Source organism: Enterococcus sp. AZ196, assembly GCF_050498845.1.
Lineage (GTDB): Bacteria > Bacillota > Bacilli > Lactobacillales > Enterococcaceae > Enterococcus_A > Enterococcus_A murrayae.
In genome coordinates, this window is record NZ_JBIPAM010000002.1 from 218869 (window position 1) to 235990 (window position 17122).

Genomic DNA, 17122 nt, shown 5'->3' on the forward strand with positions numbered 1-17122 from the left:
CTACTTTGTTTTAATTGTATCCAATTAAATCGAAGAAACTATTAAGTCTTTTTTTTCACTCAATAAAACACCGTCAATAAACTTGTAATTTACAATCATTCGTTCTGAATCAATCAGAGAACCTTCTTTATCCTGTGGTGTTCCGTAACAGACAAGTTGGATTTCATCATGGTCAAACTTTTTCAAATGTTGCGGTATACGCTTGAACTCAGGTAGTACACTCCCTTCTCTTACAAAGAGTGGAATATCATCTAGAGTCACTTTTTGCGTCACCACTTGATTGCCTGTTAACCATTCTTGATTATGCCAGTCATACCAGCGGCCTGCTGGTAAGTAAAAGGTCCGCTCTGTCTGACCTTCCTCTAAAACAGGAATCACTAAGATACTGTCTCCTAGCAAAAATTGATCCTCAATTTTCTGAGCAATCGGATCTTTTGGATATTCAATTGCCAAATGCCGCATCACTGGTATGCCTGTTTCTGATGCGCTTTGAGTAAGCTCTAGGAGATAAGGCACCCATCGATAGCGCAACTCGGAATATTTTTTTACAACTTCCACAGCTTTGTTTCCGTAAAACCACGGTTCTCGGACAGTTGTTCCATGATATCGAGCAAGCGAACACAATAAACCGACCTGAGACCAGCGAATATATAATTCTGCGCTAGGCTTTTCCCCTTTGAAACCAGCGATATCACTGCTCCACAACGTTTCTCCACTAAAGCCGACAGAAAGTCCTCCTCGTAAGGTCATTCTCAAGCCTTCAAAAGTTGATTCCACATCACCAGACCAAGTACCTGTAAATCTCCCTGTTCCTAAAAAACCTGGACGTTTCCATACTAAACTTGTTCCATGTACTTCTTGTGTTGCTTCATAGCAAGCCTTGATATATAAGTAAATATACATATTGTGCATATCGATACCTGTATAACCATTGTAAAAGAGTGCGTCTTCAGGAATACGATCGGTGTAATCCGGTTTTACTACTCGAATTCCTAATTTTAAAATAGCCTTCACTTGCTCTTTCCACCAGTCGTAAGCAGCTGGATTTGACAAATCCGGCAACCCAATATCACTTACTTGTCGTCGTTTGATGTGAGCAGTACCGCCATCGATCGTCCGGACTAAGTAACCCTTTTCTAAAGCTTCTTGATAAACTGCTGTTCCAGGTGGAAGATAGGGATTGAGCCACACTGAAGTTGCTGTCCCTTGTTCCCATAGTTCAGCTAGATATTTTTGAGGTTCAGGGAACTTCTCAGTACCCCATTCAAAATCACAACAATCTACCCAATACTTGTCATACCAATAGTTTTTCCCCCAATGAACATCTAAATGTAAGACATCAAAAGGAATCGAAAGTTTTTTCAACCGATGATGAACATCCTCTACTTCCTCTTTGTTCATATAGGCACAGCGACTATACCATACTCCTAGTGTCCAAGGAGCTGGCAATTCCGGCTTCCCGGTAATTTCTGCACATTGTGAGATTAAACGTTTCACATCTTCACCTAAAAAGAGATAACCTCGCAAAACAGCACTTTCTACTAAGTAGGAGGCTGAAACATAGCAAAAGTCGCCAACATCCCAATGATTTCTACGAGCGGTATCAAACAATAGTCCATATCCTTTAGTTGACAGCAGGATTGGATAATCTTTATAAGAGAGATCGGTCGTATTGGTTCCACAAGCATCCATTGCGTATTCTGTGACTCTGCTTTGGCTTTTTTCAATACTACCGAATTTTTCACCTAGCCCATAAAAAGCTTCGCCATTCGTGATTGACCATGAGAGAAAACCTTCACGTTTACCATCAGGAGACACTCGCTGGCCAAGCCCTGGCGTGATAAACTGACGGGATACTTTCTTCGTGGAAGTTAAAAACTTTACTTGATCCCCTTGCTTTACTACGAGTTGGAAGGGCTCTTTCAACAATTGAATGGTCAAATCTTGGTAATAAATATTACATTCCGTATCTGATTCCTGTATATCTACAACAACCGTTTGAAGCTTTTCCTGCATTAAATACACGTCTGAAGGCATCTCAAAAGCCCCCATTTGATTTTTGAACTCAAAATGAACGATCTGATCCCCATATATATGTAGAGTCAACATGGTCAACTCTCCACTCAATAGCTCTAATTCAAGCAACAAACTACCATCTTCTTGTTGCTTAATGGACTTTACTCCGACGACATAATCATAATAATAGCCTTCTTTGTAAAAGATACGATCACTATTTTGATAATCCCAGCCGTTGATTGCTTTGCTGATTACCTGCTCTTCCATTAAATCCCTTCTTTCCTTAAGTTATTGCTAATTCTGATGAATGGCATATACAAACAAACGACGATAACGATTACTAATACTTGATACAGTGCCCCAATAATACTTCCAGAATACAAGAAGCCGGATAAAATGGGCGGGACTGTCCATGGAACATTATTAGTGATGACAGGTAAAATATTGATGTTAGTCAAAAATATCCCTAAGAAGAAAGGAATTATCCAACTCAACACATAAGGAACCAGTAAAATTGGATTCAATACAATGGGAAATCCATACGTAATAGGCTCACTAACATTAAAGACTCCAGGTGCGACAGCAAGTTTTGCAATACTCCGCATATCTTCTCGCTTGCTGAACAAGAATACCGCAATGATCGGAGCGAGGGTCAATGCTCCAGATGCCACAATAGAAAAATTCATATACATCGTAGAGTAGACGTGTTCAGCCACACCCATGATATTTTCGTTATCGTTGATTCCCCACGTCAGTCCAAAGATAGGCCCCCATACAGAAGTCCCGTGGATACCAAACCATTGCAATAATGGTTGAGTCAATATCGCTATTACTGCAAAAAATGGCGTAGCCGACACTGCCAAGGCAGGTTTTTGTAATAACGATAATAAAAGTTCTGGGAGTGACGTATCAAAGTGGTTCAGCACCGACGCAATAATAACAAATAGCGCTAGCACTACAGTACCTGGTATCAACGATTCAAAACTTTTTGCAACGGCTGGCGGAACTGAGCTAGGCAATTTGATCACAATATTCTTCTCAATTAATTTGTTAAAAAGATATATTGTAATTCCCGCAACGATTAAACCTGTAAATATTCCTTGCTGCCCTAAAAAGTTAGAATTCACTAGACCATCCAACGAAACTTCTTTTCCAGTCACATCCTGTGTCGTAACTGCCCAAGGAATCGCTGTAAAGAAACTCGCTAATGCATAAAGTACTACTAACAACGGTTCTTTATTTTTAGGGAAAAAGCGTTTTGTCCCAAAATAAGCAAAACCTGCTACAATCAAAATTGCGTTGATCGACATCGTGCCTCGTAAAAACAGGTTAAATCCGCCTTGAATACTTACTAATACTTCGGCAAAAGAACTCTTTGCCCAAGCCCCTTTGCTACCAGCAATCACCGAGCCCAAATGTAGGCCAGTTTCACCAAAGATAATTCCATTTGGATCTAAAAATACTGAACTGATCATAATTGCAAAACCGGCGATCATCAAAGGTGTTGCCGCCATAATAAATGTATCTCGCAACGTCAGCAGTAACTTATTACCAGCAATTTTTCCCATGATCTTCGTCAATTTCATTTGCCATTTTTGAATCTCATTTTTCCCCATTCATCTTCCTCCTCGTAAATAAATTCCTCATTTTTTCATACGTATTAAATTTCTTTTTCCAATCGTTCACGTATGACATCGCCATTCATAGAACCAAACTCTTGCAAACTTAATAAAATGACCTTTTTGTCAGGGTATTCCTTTTCTACCTCATCAAATGCCCACGCAATTTGTGGACCTAAAACGATTACATCTGTGTCATCCGCTTCATTTCCCAAATTTGAAAAATCAAATGCCTCAACATCATAATTTTTTCCAATCTTTTCAAATGACTCCTTTAATTTTGATGCCACCAAACTTGTAGACATTCCTGCATTACAAAATAGACTGATTCTCATTGCTTTCCCTCCTCCTTAAAATAAAAAAATTCATTCTGTAAGCTCTTACAGAATGAATTATAATATCTTTCACTGGCAATGTAAATAACTTTTTAATCAAAAGTTATGTCTTTTGATTAAAAAGACTAGCGTATGTCTATAGTATGATATTTAAAAGTTTTAGGCGGGTAGTAATAGTGAGAAAACTCAAAAGGTTGGCCTGTCTCTAAATATGCTACTTGGTTGATCTGCAAAATAGGGGAATCTAATGGTACATTTAATTCATTGCTGATTTCATGACTTGCATAATTAGCAAAAATTTCTTTGTGTCCACTTTGAATTTTAATCCCCATTTCTTTTTCTACATAGGAATAGATCGAATCAATCACATGAACAATAGACAAGCCTAATACTAAATTAATTGGAATAAAGCTGAATTCTACACAGACAGGTTGTTTATCAATTTTCCGCACTCGGCCAATTCGATAAACAAACTCTGTATTCTTAAGTTTCAATTTTTCAACCGTTTCTTCATTTGCTTCGACAATATCAAACACTAAAATCTCTGTAGAAATGTTTTTATCCTTATGCTTTTCTGAAAAACCTAAAAGCTTGTTGGGAATATTTCGTTCATCCTCATAACTATCAAAATCTTTCACAAACGTTCCCGAACCCCTACGTTTGATAACCAGCCCCTCTTGAACAAGGGAATCGATCGCTTTTTTAACAGTGATTCGACTAACACCGTACTCATCACACATTTCCTTTTCAAGAGGTAGCTGTGTATTCTTTTTGTATTTACCTGAAAGAATTTTTTTTCGTACATCATGAGCAATTACTTCATATTTTAATATTTTTTCTACCAATGTGAGCCTCCTCCTAGACACTCTTTTAACTAACTATATCACACACCAAAAAAACTTCGTTAACAAATTTACCTATTTCATTCCCCATATATAACTGAAAATTATATGGAAAGACCGCAGGAGCATCACTATAGAAAGTTATAATACTAGATATCGAACACGAAACTAGTCAGAAGTCTAGCTTAAAAGGATTTATAGAGAAAGAATTGCTCATCCAAATTCTCGGTACTTTCTCGCAGGGTTTCAGTGATTAATTGACTGATAGATTTTTTTACCAATATAAATTTATATATGCCACTATAACTACTCTATTTTAGCGCTAAACTAATGCTAAAAACAGGTAGAAAAGAAGCCAAAATGTTATAAAATTTTAGGTGAATCTATGATTTTTTTATTTACATAATATAACCCGGAATCATCACCTATATTATCAATGGCTCATTTTTAAGGATAATATGGATTTCACTTTCTACCCTCTCTATTTAGATAGCCTTCGCCAATATCGCAAATCATCACTTCCTTTCACCAATAATCTGTCTTTGTACTTTTCAAGCCCGACACTCCCCCTCACATTTAAAGCTTATTTTAAGGTTAACCCACTCTCTCTGAAAGCTTGTCTCCCTATACTTGAGCCATAGACAAACAGGAGGACGAAAAAATGACGACGACTATTTTAGAAATCAACGATCTGCATAAGAGCTATGGCAAAGCAGATATTTTGAAAGGCATCCATCTGGAGCTAGTGCCGGGAAAGATTACTGGACTACTTGGCAGAAATGGTGCCGGAAAGACGACGTTGATGAAATGTGTTTTAGGATTGACGACAAACTTTGATGGTGAGCTGACGTTTCGCGGGAAGCGCTTGGACTCGTCTGATACTCGGGTGAAGGCGAAGATCGGTTCGCTAGTGGATGTACAATTTTATGAGGACCTGAATGCGTATGACAATTTGATGCTGTCGATTCGGCTGACGGATTCGATTCCAAAGAGCGCGCGAAAGCAGCGGATTCAGGAGAGCTTGGCGTTCGTCGAGCTGGGGAATGCGGCGCGGAAAAAGGTGAAGAATTTTTCTTTTGGGATGAAACAGCGGTTGGCGCTAGCTTTGGCGCTGATTACAGAGCCGGAGCTGCTGATTTTGGATGAACCGTTTGTAGGGCTGGATCCGATCGGCGTGGAAGAAGTCAAAGAGTTATTGAAAAAGCTGTGTCGGGAACGAGGAACGGCGATTCTTTTTTCCAGCCATCAGATGCAGGAGGTTTGTGATTTGACGGATAACATCTTAGTTCTAAGCGGCGGCGTGATCAGCTATTCTGATGAAAATCGGCATTTTGAGAATCAGCAAGCACGCTTGATCGAGTTAATGAAGTAGAAATTGGAGGGTACAAAAATGGAATTGTGGATGATTTATAAAATGGAATTGATTAAAATAATGAAACGGAAAAACAGCTTGATCTTGGTGATCCCAGCAATCCTGGCGTTCATTATGGCATTTGGAATCTCAACCGGCGGCTTGACCATGACTGGCGATGCGGCTTCGAACAACGGCACTTTTGCTTGTCTGGAATTTATCGGAACCTTATGGATATTCTTTAGCGGATTAGGTATCTGGGGCATTTTGCTGATCTTAGTAGCGGCCTTTCAATTTTCTGGCGAGATCGCCAGCGGACAGATCAAGATGACCTTGCTTCGAATTGGCAAAAGAGGCCGTGTGATTTTCGGGAAATTTTTGGCATTGATGACAGTAGTCGCGGGGGCTTTCGCTCTATTCACCTTGTCTGCTCTTGGCAGCTACTACTTGTTTATCGCAAATTCAAGTCTTGGTAACGGAAATTTTGCTTCGGCAACAGTGACTGTCTCTGGTTTGGCGGCTAGTGTCGGTTTCATCTATCTTCATCTGGCATTATTCATGGCATTGACATTCTTAGTCGGTTTGTACATGTCCCCTTTCATCGCTTTTATCACGGCATTGATCGGACTATTTGCGGTAAATTATTTAATTAATTCCAATGCGTTTACTTTTGTAAAATATTCTGCCCTATCCGTCAGCAACAATCTTATCGCTGGTGACGCAGAGTATTTATTGCCCGCTCTCCTATCTTCGTTTTTGATTATTGTCTGCCTTTTGGCCATCGCCTCTCTGATTTTCAAAAGAGTGGATATAAAATAGCGGTTGGAAACGGTATAATGATAGGAAATAAAGGAATCTATGAAGCATACACGCGTATGCGTTCTACCTAAATGAAAAAGAGGTGTTGGTGATGGGCTTTTCGATCTTAGTAGCAGATGATGAACAGGGAATTCTTGATTTTGTGACGCTTTATTTGGAAAAGGATGGCTATCAGGTTTTTACGGCAGCGGATGGCGCAGCGGCGTGGGAATGTCTACAGCAGGAAAGCATCGATCTGGCGATTTTAGATATCATGATGCCGAAAATGGATGGCTATCAATTGATCAAGGCGATTCGTTCAGAGAAAAATATCCCGATCATTTTTTTGACCGCCAAAGATGCGAGTGCAGACAAGGTGCTGGGACTAGGAGTCGGCGCAGATGATTACGTCACGAAGCCTTTTGATCCGTTGGAGTTGGTGGCTCGAGTAGAAGCCCAGCTCCGCCGCTTCTATTCCTTGGGTGCAAAGGAAGTCGCTGAACCTGAGACACTGAGCCTCCATGATCTAACGCTGGATCTGAATCAATGCTTGCTTTACAAAAATGAGGAATCGTTGAATCTGACTTCGATCGAATTTAAAATTTTACGTTTACTAATGAGCTCCCCAGGCAGAGTTTTTACGAAAAAACAGATTTACGAAGCGGCGTGGGAGGATACTTATATCGTAGATGATAACAATATCATGGTCTACATCAGCCGACTGCGAGATAAGATCGGCGACAGAGAGGGGGCATCTTATATCCAAACGATCCGTGGTCTAGGCTATAAGATGGTGCCATGAAAAAGAAGCCAAAAACATTAGGTCGGTTTTTAACTCGAAAGTATGTGACAACGTCGCTTTTGCTGATAGCCTTACTGATGATTCTGATCACAATCGCTCAATTTTTCATGAATAGTACGAATGACCTGGCTAAGAATCTAGGCGCTGACACGATCGTTCGGCCAGATTACGAAAAAATAGATATTACAATATTGAATGATGTCGGCGGCTGGGTAGAGATTCTAGATGAAAACAATCGTGTGATTTATACCAAAGGCAAGGTAATGGAGAAAAAAGAGCATTACACCCAGAATCAATTATTGACAATGGATGGCCTTCAGGCAATTATGAATCATCGTGTCCATCAGATCGGGCCATTATCGTTGACAATAGGAAATGTGGATGACAGCTATTTAGCGACCTTTGCTCCCTTTACCGCTGAAAATGGGAAGGAATATATCTGCATCGCCAAGCTGCCCCGTAACCGACTTTGGGGAAATTTCAACATGACCTTTACAAGCTTCAACTCCCCCACTGGCAAAAGAACCTTACGAGGGATCCTTCTCCTGTTGATTCCAAGTTTTCTCATTTTCATTTTCTGCATCTGGCGCTATTCTAAATCTGTCAAGGAGCATCTTGTCGCGCCAAACGAGGTGTTGATGGATGGTTTGCGGGCGATCAATCATGGAGACTACGAGAAGAAGATTCATCTGAATGCAGAGTATGAATACATTGAGATCGAGGATTCCTTCAACCATATGGCCGAGCAGTTGAAGCAGTCAGAACAGCAGCGGCTGGCCTATGAAAAGGAACGGCAACTATTATTTGCCAACATGGCTCATGACCTGCGGACCCCCATCACAACCATCAAAGGTACGGCGAAGGCTGTTGCTGATGGCTTGATTAGTGAAGAAAAGCTGGAACAGACGATGGAGACAATCATTTCTAAAACCGATCATATGAACGAATTGGTGACTCGCCTATTAATTTTTTCTAAGCTGGAAAGCCCAGATTATCAGCTTCATTTGCAGGAGCTGGATGTGTCTGAGCTGGTTCGCGAAGTCTTGCTAGAGCAACTGGAAATCGCGGAAGAAAATGAGATTGACTTGATGTTTGATCTGCCAGAGGAACCTTTAGAGTTGGCGGGTGATGCCGTGGAATTGCGGCGGGTGTTTGATAATTTGATCAGCAATAGTATCCACCACAACCCAGCTGGGACAATCGTCCATATTCGACTTTATACCGAAAACAGTCGCATAATCTTTGAAGTAACGGATAATGGCAATCGGATTCCCAAGGATCTTCAGGAACAGTTATTTGTGCCTTTTGTCAGCGGCGATGATTCTCGTTCGACCAAAGGCGGCAGCGGCCTAGGTCTGGCCATTAGTAAGAAAATCGTGGAGAAGCATGGCGGGACGATTGCTTTTATTGAATTGACTGATAAAGAAAAGATGTTTCAGGTGCGTTTATAAGCGGCTCGCTCCTAAGAGACATTTCGTTTTAACAGGATGACTGAAAGCAAGTCTAATTAATGGTATTAAGCGAAAAACACTTTACAAAATTAAAGTAAACGATCAGATTTCTTTAAATCATTAAAGTAATTTGATCGTTCGCTTTTTTATTCGTCTTATATACTATGTTGACGCTTCTTTCGACAAGGCAATTTTTTTTGGCAGGTTCCACATTCTCACTCAACAATTTGTACCAACGATGTATACTTTAGATAAAGAGGGAAAGGAGTTATTCCTGTGGATAGTAAAAAAAGAAAACTTCGCTTGGTTGGAAATTCCGTTATGATCTCCGTATCAAAAGATTTTTTGGCTAAGAATAATCTAACGATTGGAGATACCGTATTCCTTGATGAGGATAAATTGAAAGAGGCGATCACTAAAAAAAATACCCATGATGATTCGAAAATCGATTTTCTAATGAATCCGTCTATACAAGAACACCATGAGACCTATAAGGATTTAGTTGATTTATGAGTTATGAATGTCTTAACTGTTTTGTACTAATCAAAATAAAACGATCCTCCTAGCCAGGACCTGATTCATTCTCTGTCTTGGGCAGAAAGATCGATTCATTGTTGTTGAGTCTTTGATTTAGAACTTATTTTTTTGGCGGTAAAACCATTTCTGCCATTTGAAGCCTCTCCACTTGAGAGTCAAACTCCTCTTTCAAGAATTTCTCTCGTGTGTCATCGTCCTTTGGATCGACCGTGATTGTGCAGACTTCTGTGTCGACGTATAATTTCCCATTTTCTAAATAAATTTTCCCAAAGCTATTTTTAAAATACATATTTTATTCCCCCTCTGTTTAAAAATAAGATACGCAATTTTATCTTCATATATTTTCTTTAGTAAATTTTCTCATTACCAGCGTTCCGAATGGGAAGCATAACCAATTCAAAGGTCTTTCCAAAAAATACTTTAAATAATTAAAGTAAACGAACAGATTTCTTTAAATTGTTAAAGGAATTTGTTCGTCCGCTTTTTTTATTTTTGATTACATGCTTCCGCGTCGTTTTAGTACTAAGAAATATTTTTAGAATGGGTTCTAATTATCATCCTCTTTTGATCATCTAACACATTTTGAATAGTTACACTAAGGTATCATCTTCTAAAATCGTTAAATACTCCTTATAGCTAAATACTCGATTTCTTTTACCTCGTGATGTCTGTATAACTATTCCTAAAGTTTCTAGCTGCTTAATCGCATTATTAATAGTAGCAAACCCTAAATCAAAATACTTAGCTAAGCCGTTTACAGTAACTAGCGGCTGGCTCAACAAAAATTCATAGATGTTTTTAACGGTACTCGATTTATAATGCTCATCCGCAATTTTTTTTCGATCACTTTCAATTAATTTGGAAAGCTGATTAATTTTATTTGTCGCATTCTTTGCAGCGTGTGTCACTACTTCTAAAAAGAATTTTACCCATTGTTCGTAATTCCCTGTGTTTCTTACTGCCATCATTCGATCGTAATACTCGTATTGGTTTCTTTTTAACTCAAGACTAATATATAGAATGGGGGCTTGAATGACTTTTTTCTCTAAAAGAAAAAGGATAATTAAAAGCCTTCCTACACGACCATTTCCGTCTAAAAACGGATGGATTGTTTCAAATTGATAATGAATCAACGCTGCTTGAATGAGGGGATGTAGAGTATCTGCACTATGGATATATTTCTCTAAATCATTTAAGGCATTGTCCATTTTTTCAACCGTAGGCGGAACATACTTAGCAGTAGCAATCGTGCTTCCTTGGGGACCGATCCAATTTTGCGAATGCCTAAACTCTCCAGGATTTTTTTCTTGTCCTCTAACCCCTGACATCAATTTCTCATGAATTTCCCGTAAAAATCTATTTGAGAGTGGTAATTTTTTCTGTCGTTCTAATGCATAATTAGTCGCCGCGATGTAATTAACGATCTCCTCAACATCGGCTAACTTTTCTGTGTTTTCAGCAATCTCGGGATCTAAAATATCTTCCAGTGTTGCTTGCGTGCCTTCGATTTGTGAAGATAGCACCGCTTCTTTTCTGACATACTGGTAAAGAAAGATTGACATATCAGGGATGAGCTCACTTAACATATTCAATCTGCCTAATGCTTCCGTAGCATCTGCTAAAGTGTTGCTTAGTTCATTCATGTTCAATTCTGGATTAGGCGGTAATGACGCTGGCGCAAAATATTTGTAAGAATGTTTTTCATTTGTCTGAATAAAGCTTCCTGATCTTCCCATTTCACCACCCCTTTTTTCTATAATATGAAATAAGCATCTCTTGTATATTGTCTATAAATCAATTTTCCAAATAATATGAAACAAATATACCATTTATATTATACGAATCCTACACTTAACTATAACATAGGAAAATTTTACTTTCTATATTATGGCCTGATTTAGTTTCTCTCACATCGCTGGCTTCAGAAAAAGAAACCTCGCCCTTTGATGAGAAAATCCCCTCATGTGTGATAAGAATAACTGTTTTATTTTTTTGATAATCCTTTGATCAGCTTTCCGAGTGGGAAAAAGAAAAAACACCAGAATAGAAGACGTAATCGATTCAAAGGTCTTTCCAAAAAATACTTTACAAAATTAAAGTAAACGAACAGATTTCTTTAAATTGTTAAAGAAATTTGTTCGTTCGCTTTTTTATTTTTTCTTTATACTATTTTTGACGCTTCTTTGAATATTGATAATGTAGCGAAAAGAGGCTGTAGAGATTGTCAAAAATCCCCACAGTCCTCACTTTTTTTAAGACTGAATCTATCTATTTTCAAACGCCCGACTCTCTTCCAGCGAATCAAGTGGTTTCTTTGCATAGAAGTAGCAAACAATCAAAATAATCGCGATCGTTAGTATTCCTGTCTCGCCTACTAAATACGGTTTGTTTTGACCACCGATGGATTGGTCTAATAGAATTTGAATGACGAAATTGTGTGCAAAATGGAACACTGCAGCGGGCCATACGCTTTTTGATTTGAGGCTTAAATAAGACATCGGATAGGACATGGCGATACATTGGATTACATAGATCGGAACCTGATACCAAACGGGGATGCTGGAGACATAGCCAGTGACTATCAGCGGCAGATGCCAGATAGCCCAGATACAGCCTGTGAGAAATGCCCCCTTGCGATAGCCAAAAAGCTCAAACATTTCACGATTTAAGAAGCCGCGCCAACCGATTTCTTCTCCTAAAGCGGTAATAAAAAAGATGGCTATATACAAGAGTAGGATTAACGGCTGATTTAAAAGGGTTCGGAGTGTATTGCCTGTAATAACACCATTTCCTCGCATAATTAGATAGATTCCATAGGACGAAAGACTATATAAAAGTGGAATCTCTATGCCTGATAACACGTATTTCAATTTCCCTTTTTTTAGATTGAACATTTTCTCATCACGATGATAAAGCCGCTTGACGATGATCGCAGCAATTCCTGGACACCACATCAATAGATATGACATATTCATTATTTGATAGTTGATAATCAGTACATAGAAGATTGTGCTCAATGCAAAGCAGAGAATCAGAAAAGTGATCACTGCCTTTTTAGTATTTCTCATAAACGTTTCCTTTCGATAGTTTTCATTTTTATTTTGTTGAAAAGCGCATAGTGCTTCACTCTTCATGTGGTCATTTCACTTTTGTTAGGCAATATCTGCATCCGCATACAACTGTGCCCCGGCAAACAATAAAAGCGCGTCTAGGATGACCCAAAATAGCAGAACCATCCCTACAGTCATTATAGGAAATTCCCAAAATCTTGATAGCATGGAAAAGGCAGACAATGGGTCGCAAAGCGTCAGCCACTCGGCTTTTGGAAATAGCTGATAGATTTGATAAGTGACGGATGGAAAGGCGATCAAACCGATTAAATAGGTCGTGATGGTGATACTCGTTTTCTTGGTAAAAACGAGCAGGCCATTTCCAATAGCAATCATCCCGATATACAACGGTGTAGATAAGAGTATCTGAACCAGAATTCTTGCGATAAGGGTTAGAGTGAAGCCGCCAAATCCAAACAAAATTGTCCCTGCTGCGAAACTTACTACTAAGCATAGTGTGGTGTAGGTTAAGCAGCATAGAAATCCGGTGACACATTTCGCAAAAAAAACATTCCTTCGATCAACAAAATAGGACAGGCTGTTGCGAATTGTTCCCGTAGAATATTCAGCACCCAGCACCGCCACAGCGAAGGCTAAAATAAAGAATGGAAATAGCCCATCATCCCGCATCTGCTGAACGAATTCTGCCCCGTTTCCAGGTAATGACCTCGCGGCACTGGCAGTGGATTGAACGCCGACACCTCCGAAACCGCTGCTGGAACCCAGCATATTGACTCCTGTAATGACGATAATGATTATTCCCGCCAGAAAGACATTGCGGACCGCAGATCCTTTCTTTATTCGAAAAATATCTGATTTAATTATATTAACCATCGTTTGTGCTCCCTCATGCTATTTCATCTATGACACTAATGAAATAGTCTTCCAAATTTATTTTTATTTCGTTTGACGAATAGATTTTTATCCCATTGGAACTTAGTAGCTCAATCACCTTGGACGTATCCTTATGGAAATCAAACAGTCGAATCTCTTCGGTCGAATGAACCTCAAACTGCTTCGTATTCATCGTTGACTGAATGATTTCACCAGCCTTCACCGCGCTGCTGACCTTCATAGAGATATACCCTTGCGTATTTTTGTCCAGCTCTTCCTTGGTAAACTCCTTCAATAGTGTGCCGTGATGGATAATGCCATATCTTGTGGCTATTTGAGTTAACTCTGAAAGAATATGACTGGAAATTAAGATGGTGATCTTTTTTTCCTGATTTAGCTTGCTGATGATTTCGCGAAACTCGATCATTCCTGTTGGATCTAACCCATTGATCGGTTCATCTAGGATCAGTAATTCAGGATTGCCCATAATTGCTAACGCAAGCCCCAGACGTTGCTTCATTCCAAGGGAAAACTGATTAAATCGCTTACTTCCGGTCGCATCCAGATTGACTAATTTCAGAACCCGTTCGATTTCATTTTCGTCTGTGATCCCTCTTTGAATGCGATAATAGTTCAGATTTTCTCGTGCTGTCATTTTTGGAAAGAAGGCAGGTGTTTCGATCATCGCACCGATTTTTTTTCTCGCGTTGATCAGGTCTTGCTCTTCGCCACTTCCAAAAAGCTCAAGCGTTCCATTTGTTGGATGGATCAACGAGGTGATCAGCCGTAACAGGGTGGTTTTTCCTGCCCCGTTTTGACCAATAAATCCATAGATATCCCCCTTTTCCAACGTCATATTTATATTTTTAACGCCTGCGTTACCAGAATATTTTTTTGTTAAATTATTCGTCTTCAAAATCGTTGCCTTCATTTTATGACTCCCCTTCTCTGTGCCTTCCTCACCCACATCATTGAAATGTGGTGGTCTCACTATAACGACTCAACCTATAATGAACCTTGAATTAGGGAGCGATTCCTCAGCAAAATAAAAAATCGGCTGATATGTCATCCTCATATCAACCGATCGAATCGCTTCTATTTAATTTTCCAATTGAGGTCAGGCTTTTCTTCCCTTCTTAGTTGCTCCCTTTTAATTGCCGTAATAGTTAATGAACATGTGCCTTGAAGGAGTGCCCAATCGATTTATTGGAAGCGGCACCGTCCAGCTCACAATAAAACAACTCGAAATTTCTATTGGCAGCTGCCAAAATCGCTGGTCCTTTCTTACAGTCTCTTTAACGGCAGACGAATCGTAAACTCTGTCGCCTCATTCACTGTACTTTCGACGTCGATTTTTCCACCTAATTGGTCTACAATGCTTTGCGCAATAGATAAGCCCAAGCCATAGCTGCCTTCGTATTTTTGTCGAACCTCGTTTGTGCGATAGAAACGATCGAAAATTTTGGGCAGATCCTCTTTCGCGATTCCATCGCCAGTGTTTCGAAAAATAATGACACACTCTCGTCCTTTCGCTTCTAATAAAACGTCAAATGAGCCATGCTTGTTCGTATATTTGCTGGCATTATCAATGAAGAGATCAAAGAGCTGCTGCAGCATGACCTCGTCGGTTTTTCCTGTCAATTTCATTAGCTTCTTGTTGACCGTAATCCCTTTTTCCTCGAATTTTGTTTCGTAATTGGTCAACGCATTGGCCAGCAGCTGGTCCAATTGAATATTTGTAAGAGTTAACTGATCGAAGCTGCTGTCGGCTTTTGCGACCGTAAGCAATTTATTTACCAGCCCATTCATCCGCTTGGTTCCGCTGGAGATATTGTCCAGCCATTTTAGCTGATCGCTGATGGTCTCTTCTTGACTAGCATAAAGAACATCGACATTTGTCGAAATGATACTCAACGGCGTCTTCAATTCGTGTGAAGCGTCGGCGATAAACTGCTTTTGCTTTTTCCAGGCCTCCTCCATCGGACGAATCGCGCGATTAGTAAAGAAAAGGATCACTAAAAAGAAAAGAAGCATTAATCCGAGGCCGACAATGATCAAAGTGGTCGCCAGAGAAGACAAGCTTTTTTTCGCGTCCGTGACATCTAAAAAACGCATAAGATACGTTTCATCATTCTTCCTGATCTCTTTATCCTGATCATTGCTGCCATAATCAAAATTGGCGATGGCTGGAGCGACAATGTATTGCCATTCTCGCCCATTCATTTTGATTACGCCGCCCTCTTGCTGCTTCCAAGCATGCTTCGCTGCTTTGTTGTACTGATTTTTGGACAGCTTTAAGGCAGAATCCACCATGATTGGTTTGCCGGTTTTATCTACCAGCATATTGAAATAGACGCCTGCGCCGGTCACGATTCGATTGATTTCTACTGCATCATCGCTCTTTTCATCGAAGGTCACCTTACCGCCGGTGATCCGCAGCTGCTCTGCCTGATTTAATTTTTCATAGGTATCTGACTTTTGGTTTAGATAGGTAGTCATAAAAATTGTGGAGAAGGCTATGATTAAAATGACGGCCACAAATCCAGTCGTCATTGCGATCAATCGTTTTCTAAACTGATTAATCATAGTCGTCACCCTTCGAAAAATCTAGCCGATAACCTAGATTCCGCACAACCGTGATTTGCGTCACACTCTCCACTTGCCGCAGCTTCTTTCGCAAAAGCGACATATGCATCTCTACATGATTGTATTCCGCCTCTGAATCATAGCCCCAGACCTTTTCGATGATTCGATCCTTCGAGGTCAGCTGCGGATAATTCGCTATTAGGAGTTCCAAAATATTGGCCTCTTTTTTTGTTAGATTCAGTTCGCCGGACTGGGTCTTCAAGCGCAAATTGTACGGATTCAATTCAAAATCCCCAAATGAAAGAAGCCCATCGATTTTAAACGTCCCTTTTCGTCTGCTTAAGGCCTTTAATCGGGCTAATAATTCCTGATACTGGAACGGTTTGCATAGATAATCATCTGCCCCACTGTTCAGCCCGTCCACTCGATCCTCCAGCTCTCCTTTTGCTGTTAACATGAGAATCGGAATTTCTATCCCAGCCTCCCGCGCTTCTTTTAAAATCGTCAAACCGTCCTTGTTTGGAAGCATGATATCTAAAATGGCTAAATCATAGACACCTGAAAGCAGACAATCTAATCCATAAACGCCTTCTTCTGCTATATCTACTAAATATCCTTGTTTTTTTAATATTTGAGCCGTTGCCTCAGCTAACATCGCCTCATCTTCAACTAGTAAAAGCTTCATTCATCGTCCTCCTTAAAACCTAGACTCTACCTAATTATAAAGGACGAACCTCTAATGAAGCTTGAATCGCAAAAATAACACGAGTAATAAAACCGTTCTTTACCTAAAATAAATAATTTCACTCTCCTTTGTTGATACTACAGCTTCATTATAGGT

At 39.8% G+C, this 17122-nt stretch carries 16 protein-coding genes; 5 read left to right on the forward strand and 11 right to left on the reverse strand.

Going from position 1 to position 17122, the window contains the following annotated elements; all coding sequences use genetic code 11:
* Nucleotides 1-24: 24 nt before the first annotated feature.
* The 4 genes from IGI67_RS18825 to IGI67_RS18840 form a co-directional block, all read right to left on the reverse strand.
* Nucleotides 25-2283: a TIM-barrel domain-containing protein gene (locus IGI67_RS18825; protein WP_429958835.1), complete on the reverse strand. Its 2259-nt coding sequence runs from the start codon at nucleotides 2281-2283 to the stop codon at nucleotides 25-27.
* A complete protein-coding gene (locus tag IGI67_RS18830; protein WP_429958836.1) occupies nucleotides 2283-3632 on the reverse strand; it encodes a PTS sugar transporter subunit IIC in 1350 nt (449 codons plus the stop codon). The genes IGI67_RS18825 and IGI67_RS18830 overlap by 1 nt, the downstream gene beginning before the upstream one ends.
* A gap of 44 nt (nucleotides 3633-3676) precedes the next feature.
* Nucleotides 3677-3970, reverse strand: coding sequence for a PTS sugar transporter subunit IIB (locus tag IGI67_RS18835; RefSeq protein ID WP_429958837.1), 294 nt, complete (start codon nucleotides 3968-3970; stop codon nucleotides 3677-3679).
* Between the two features lie 125 nt (nucleotides 3971-4095).
* The gene (locus IGI67_RS18840) at nucleotides 4096-4815 is read right to left on the reverse strand and encodes a GntR family transcriptional regulator (protein ID WP_429958838.1); all 720 of its coding nucleotides are present in this window, start codon (nucleotides 4813-4815) and stop codon (nucleotides 4096-4098) included.
* A gap of 658 nt (nucleotides 4816-5473) precedes the next feature.
* Between IGI67_RS18840 and IGI67_RS18845 the strand changes: the two genes are divergently transcribed.
* From IGI67_RS18845 to IGI67_RS18865, 5 genes are all read left to right on the forward strand, one after another.
* A complete protein-coding gene (locus tag IGI67_RS18845; protein ID WP_429958839.1) occupies nucleotides 5474-6184 on the forward strand; it encodes an ABC transporter ATP-binding protein in 711 nt (236 codons plus the stop codon).
* 18 nt (nucleotides 6185-6202) lie between these two features.
* Nucleotides 6203-6982, forward strand: a complete 780-nt coding sequence (locus IGI67_RS18850; RefSeq protein ID WP_429958840.1) for an ABC transporter permease — start codon at nucleotides 6203-6205, stop codon at nucleotides 6980-6982.
* A gap of 91 nt (nucleotides 6983-7073) precedes the next feature.
* The gene (locus IGI67_RS18855; protein WP_207108407.1) at nucleotides 7074-7763 is read left to right on the forward strand and encodes a response regulator transcription factor; all 690 of its coding nucleotides are present in this window, start codon (nucleotides 7074-7076) and stop codon (nucleotides 7761-7763) included.
* Nucleotides 7760-9214, forward strand: a complete 1455-nt coding sequence (locus tag IGI67_RS18860) for an ATP-binding protein (protein WP_429958841.1) — start codon at nucleotides 7760-7762, stop codon at nucleotides 9212-9214. Before IGI67_RS18855 ends, IGI67_RS18860 begins: the two co-directional genes overlap by 4 nt.
* A gap of 276 nt (nucleotides 9215-9490) precedes the next feature.
* Nucleotides 9491-9727 carry an addiction module antitoxin gene (locus IGI67_RS18865; RefSeq protein ID WP_429958842.1) on the forward strand — a complete coding sequence of 79 codons (237 nt, stop codon included), beginning with the start codon at nucleotides 9491-9493 and terminating at the stop codon, nucleotides 9725-9727.
* Nucleotides 9728-9851: 124 nt separating this feature from the next.
* Here IGI67_RS18865 and IGI67_RS18870 read toward each other — a convergent pair whose 3' ends face one another.
* From IGI67_RS18870 to IGI67_RS18900, 7 genes are all read right to left on the reverse strand, one after another.
* Complete coding sequence (locus IGI67_RS18870; RefSeq protein ID WP_429958843.1) at nucleotides 9852-10040, reverse strand: hypothetical protein; 189 nt, start codon at nucleotides 10038-10040, stop codon at nucleotides 9852-9854.
* Nucleotides 10041-10341: 301 nt separating this feature from the next.
* Entirely contained in the window at nucleotides 10342-11487 is a 1146-nt protein-coding gene (locus IGI67_RS18875; RefSeq protein WP_429958844.1) for a Fic family protein, read from the reverse strand.
* Between the two features lie 528 nt (nucleotides 11488-12015).
* Entirely contained in the window at nucleotides 12016-12819 is an 804-nt protein-coding gene (locus tag IGI67_RS18880; RefSeq protein WP_429958845.1) for a CPBP family intramembrane glutamic endopeptidase, read from the reverse strand.
* A gap of 84 nt (nucleotides 12820-12903) precedes the next feature.
* Entirely contained in the window at nucleotides 12904-13695 is a 792-nt protein-coding gene (locus IGI67_RS18885; protein WP_429958846.1) for an ABC transporter permease subunit, read from the reverse strand.
* 13 nt (nucleotides 13696-13708) lie between these two features.
* Nucleotides 13709-14626 (reverse strand): ATP-binding cassette domain-containing protein, encoded by a 918-nt coding sequence (locus IGI67_RS18890; protein WP_429958847.1) that lies wholly within the window; start codon nucleotides 14624-14626, stop codon nucleotides 13709-13711.
* Between the two features lie 353 nt (nucleotides 14627-14979).
* Nucleotides 14980-16281, reverse strand: coding sequence for a sensor histidine kinase (locus tag IGI67_RS18895; RefSeq protein ID WP_429958848.1), 1302 nt, complete (start codon nucleotides 16279-16281; stop codon nucleotides 14980-14982).
* Nucleotides 16274-16966 carry a response regulator transcription factor gene (locus IGI67_RS18900; RefSeq protein WP_429958849.1) on the reverse strand — a complete coding sequence of 231 codons (693 nt, stop codon included), beginning with the start codon at nucleotides 16964-16966 and terminating at the stop codon, nucleotides 16274-16276. The genes IGI67_RS18895 and IGI67_RS18900 overlap by 8 nt, the downstream gene beginning before the upstream one ends.
* Nucleotides 16967-17122: the final 156 nt, after the last annotated feature.

Coding starts and splice junctions, on each gene's coding strand:
- IGI67_RS18825 (WP_429958835.1), bottom strand. CDS start 2,283: ATGGAAGAGCAGGTAATCAGCAAAGCAATCAACGGCTGGGATTATCAA.
- IGI67_RS18830 (WP_429958836.1), bottom strand. CDS start 3,632: ATGGGGAAAAATGAGATTCAAAAATGGCAAATGAAATTGACGAAGATC.
- IGI67_RS18835 (WP_429958837.1), bottom strand. CDS start 3,970: ATGAGAATCAGTCTATTTTGTAATGCAGGAATGTCTACAAGTTTGGTG.
- IGI67_RS18845 (WP_429958839.1), top strand. CDS start 5,474: ATGACGACGACTATTTTAGAAATCAACGATCTGCATAAGAGCTATGGC.
- IGI67_RS18850 (WP_429958840.1), top strand. CDS start 6,203: ATGGAATTGTGGATGATTTATAAAATGGAATTGATTAAAATAATGAAA.
- IGI67_RS18855 (WP_207108407.1), top strand. CDS start 7,074: ATGGGCTTTTCGATCTTAGTAGCAGATGATGAACAGGGAATTCTTGAT.
- IGI67_RS18860 (WP_429958841.1), top strand. CDS start 7,760: ATGAAAAAGAAGCCAAAAACATTAGGTCGGTTTTTAACTCGAAAGTAT.
- IGI67_RS18870 (WP_429958843.1), bottom strand. CDS start 10,040: ATGTATTTTAAAAATAGCTTTGGGAAAATTTATTTAGAAAATGGGAAA.
- IGI67_RS18875 (WP_429958844.1), bottom strand. CDS start 11,487: ATGGGAAGATCAGGAAGCTTTATTCAGACAAATGAAAAACATTCTTAC.
- IGI67_RS18880 (WP_429958845.1), bottom strand. CDS start 12,819: ATGAGAAATACTAAAAAGGCAGTGATCACTTTTCTGATTCTCTGCTTT.
- IGI67_RS18885 (WP_429958846.1), bottom strand. CDS start 13,695: ATGGTTAATATAATTAAATCAGATATTTTTCGAATAAAGAAAGGATCT.
- IGI67_RS18890 (WP_429958847.1), bottom strand. CDS start 14,626: ATGAAGGCAACGATTTTGAAGACGAATAATTTAACAAAAAAATATTCT.
- IGI67_RS18895 (WP_429958848.1), bottom strand. CDS start 16,281: ATGATTAATCAGTTTAGAAAACGATTGATCGCAATGACGACTGGATTT.
- IGI67_RS18900 (WP_429958849.1), bottom strand. CDS start 16,966: ATGAAGCTTTTACTAGTTGAAGATGAGGCGATGTTAGCTGAGGCAACG.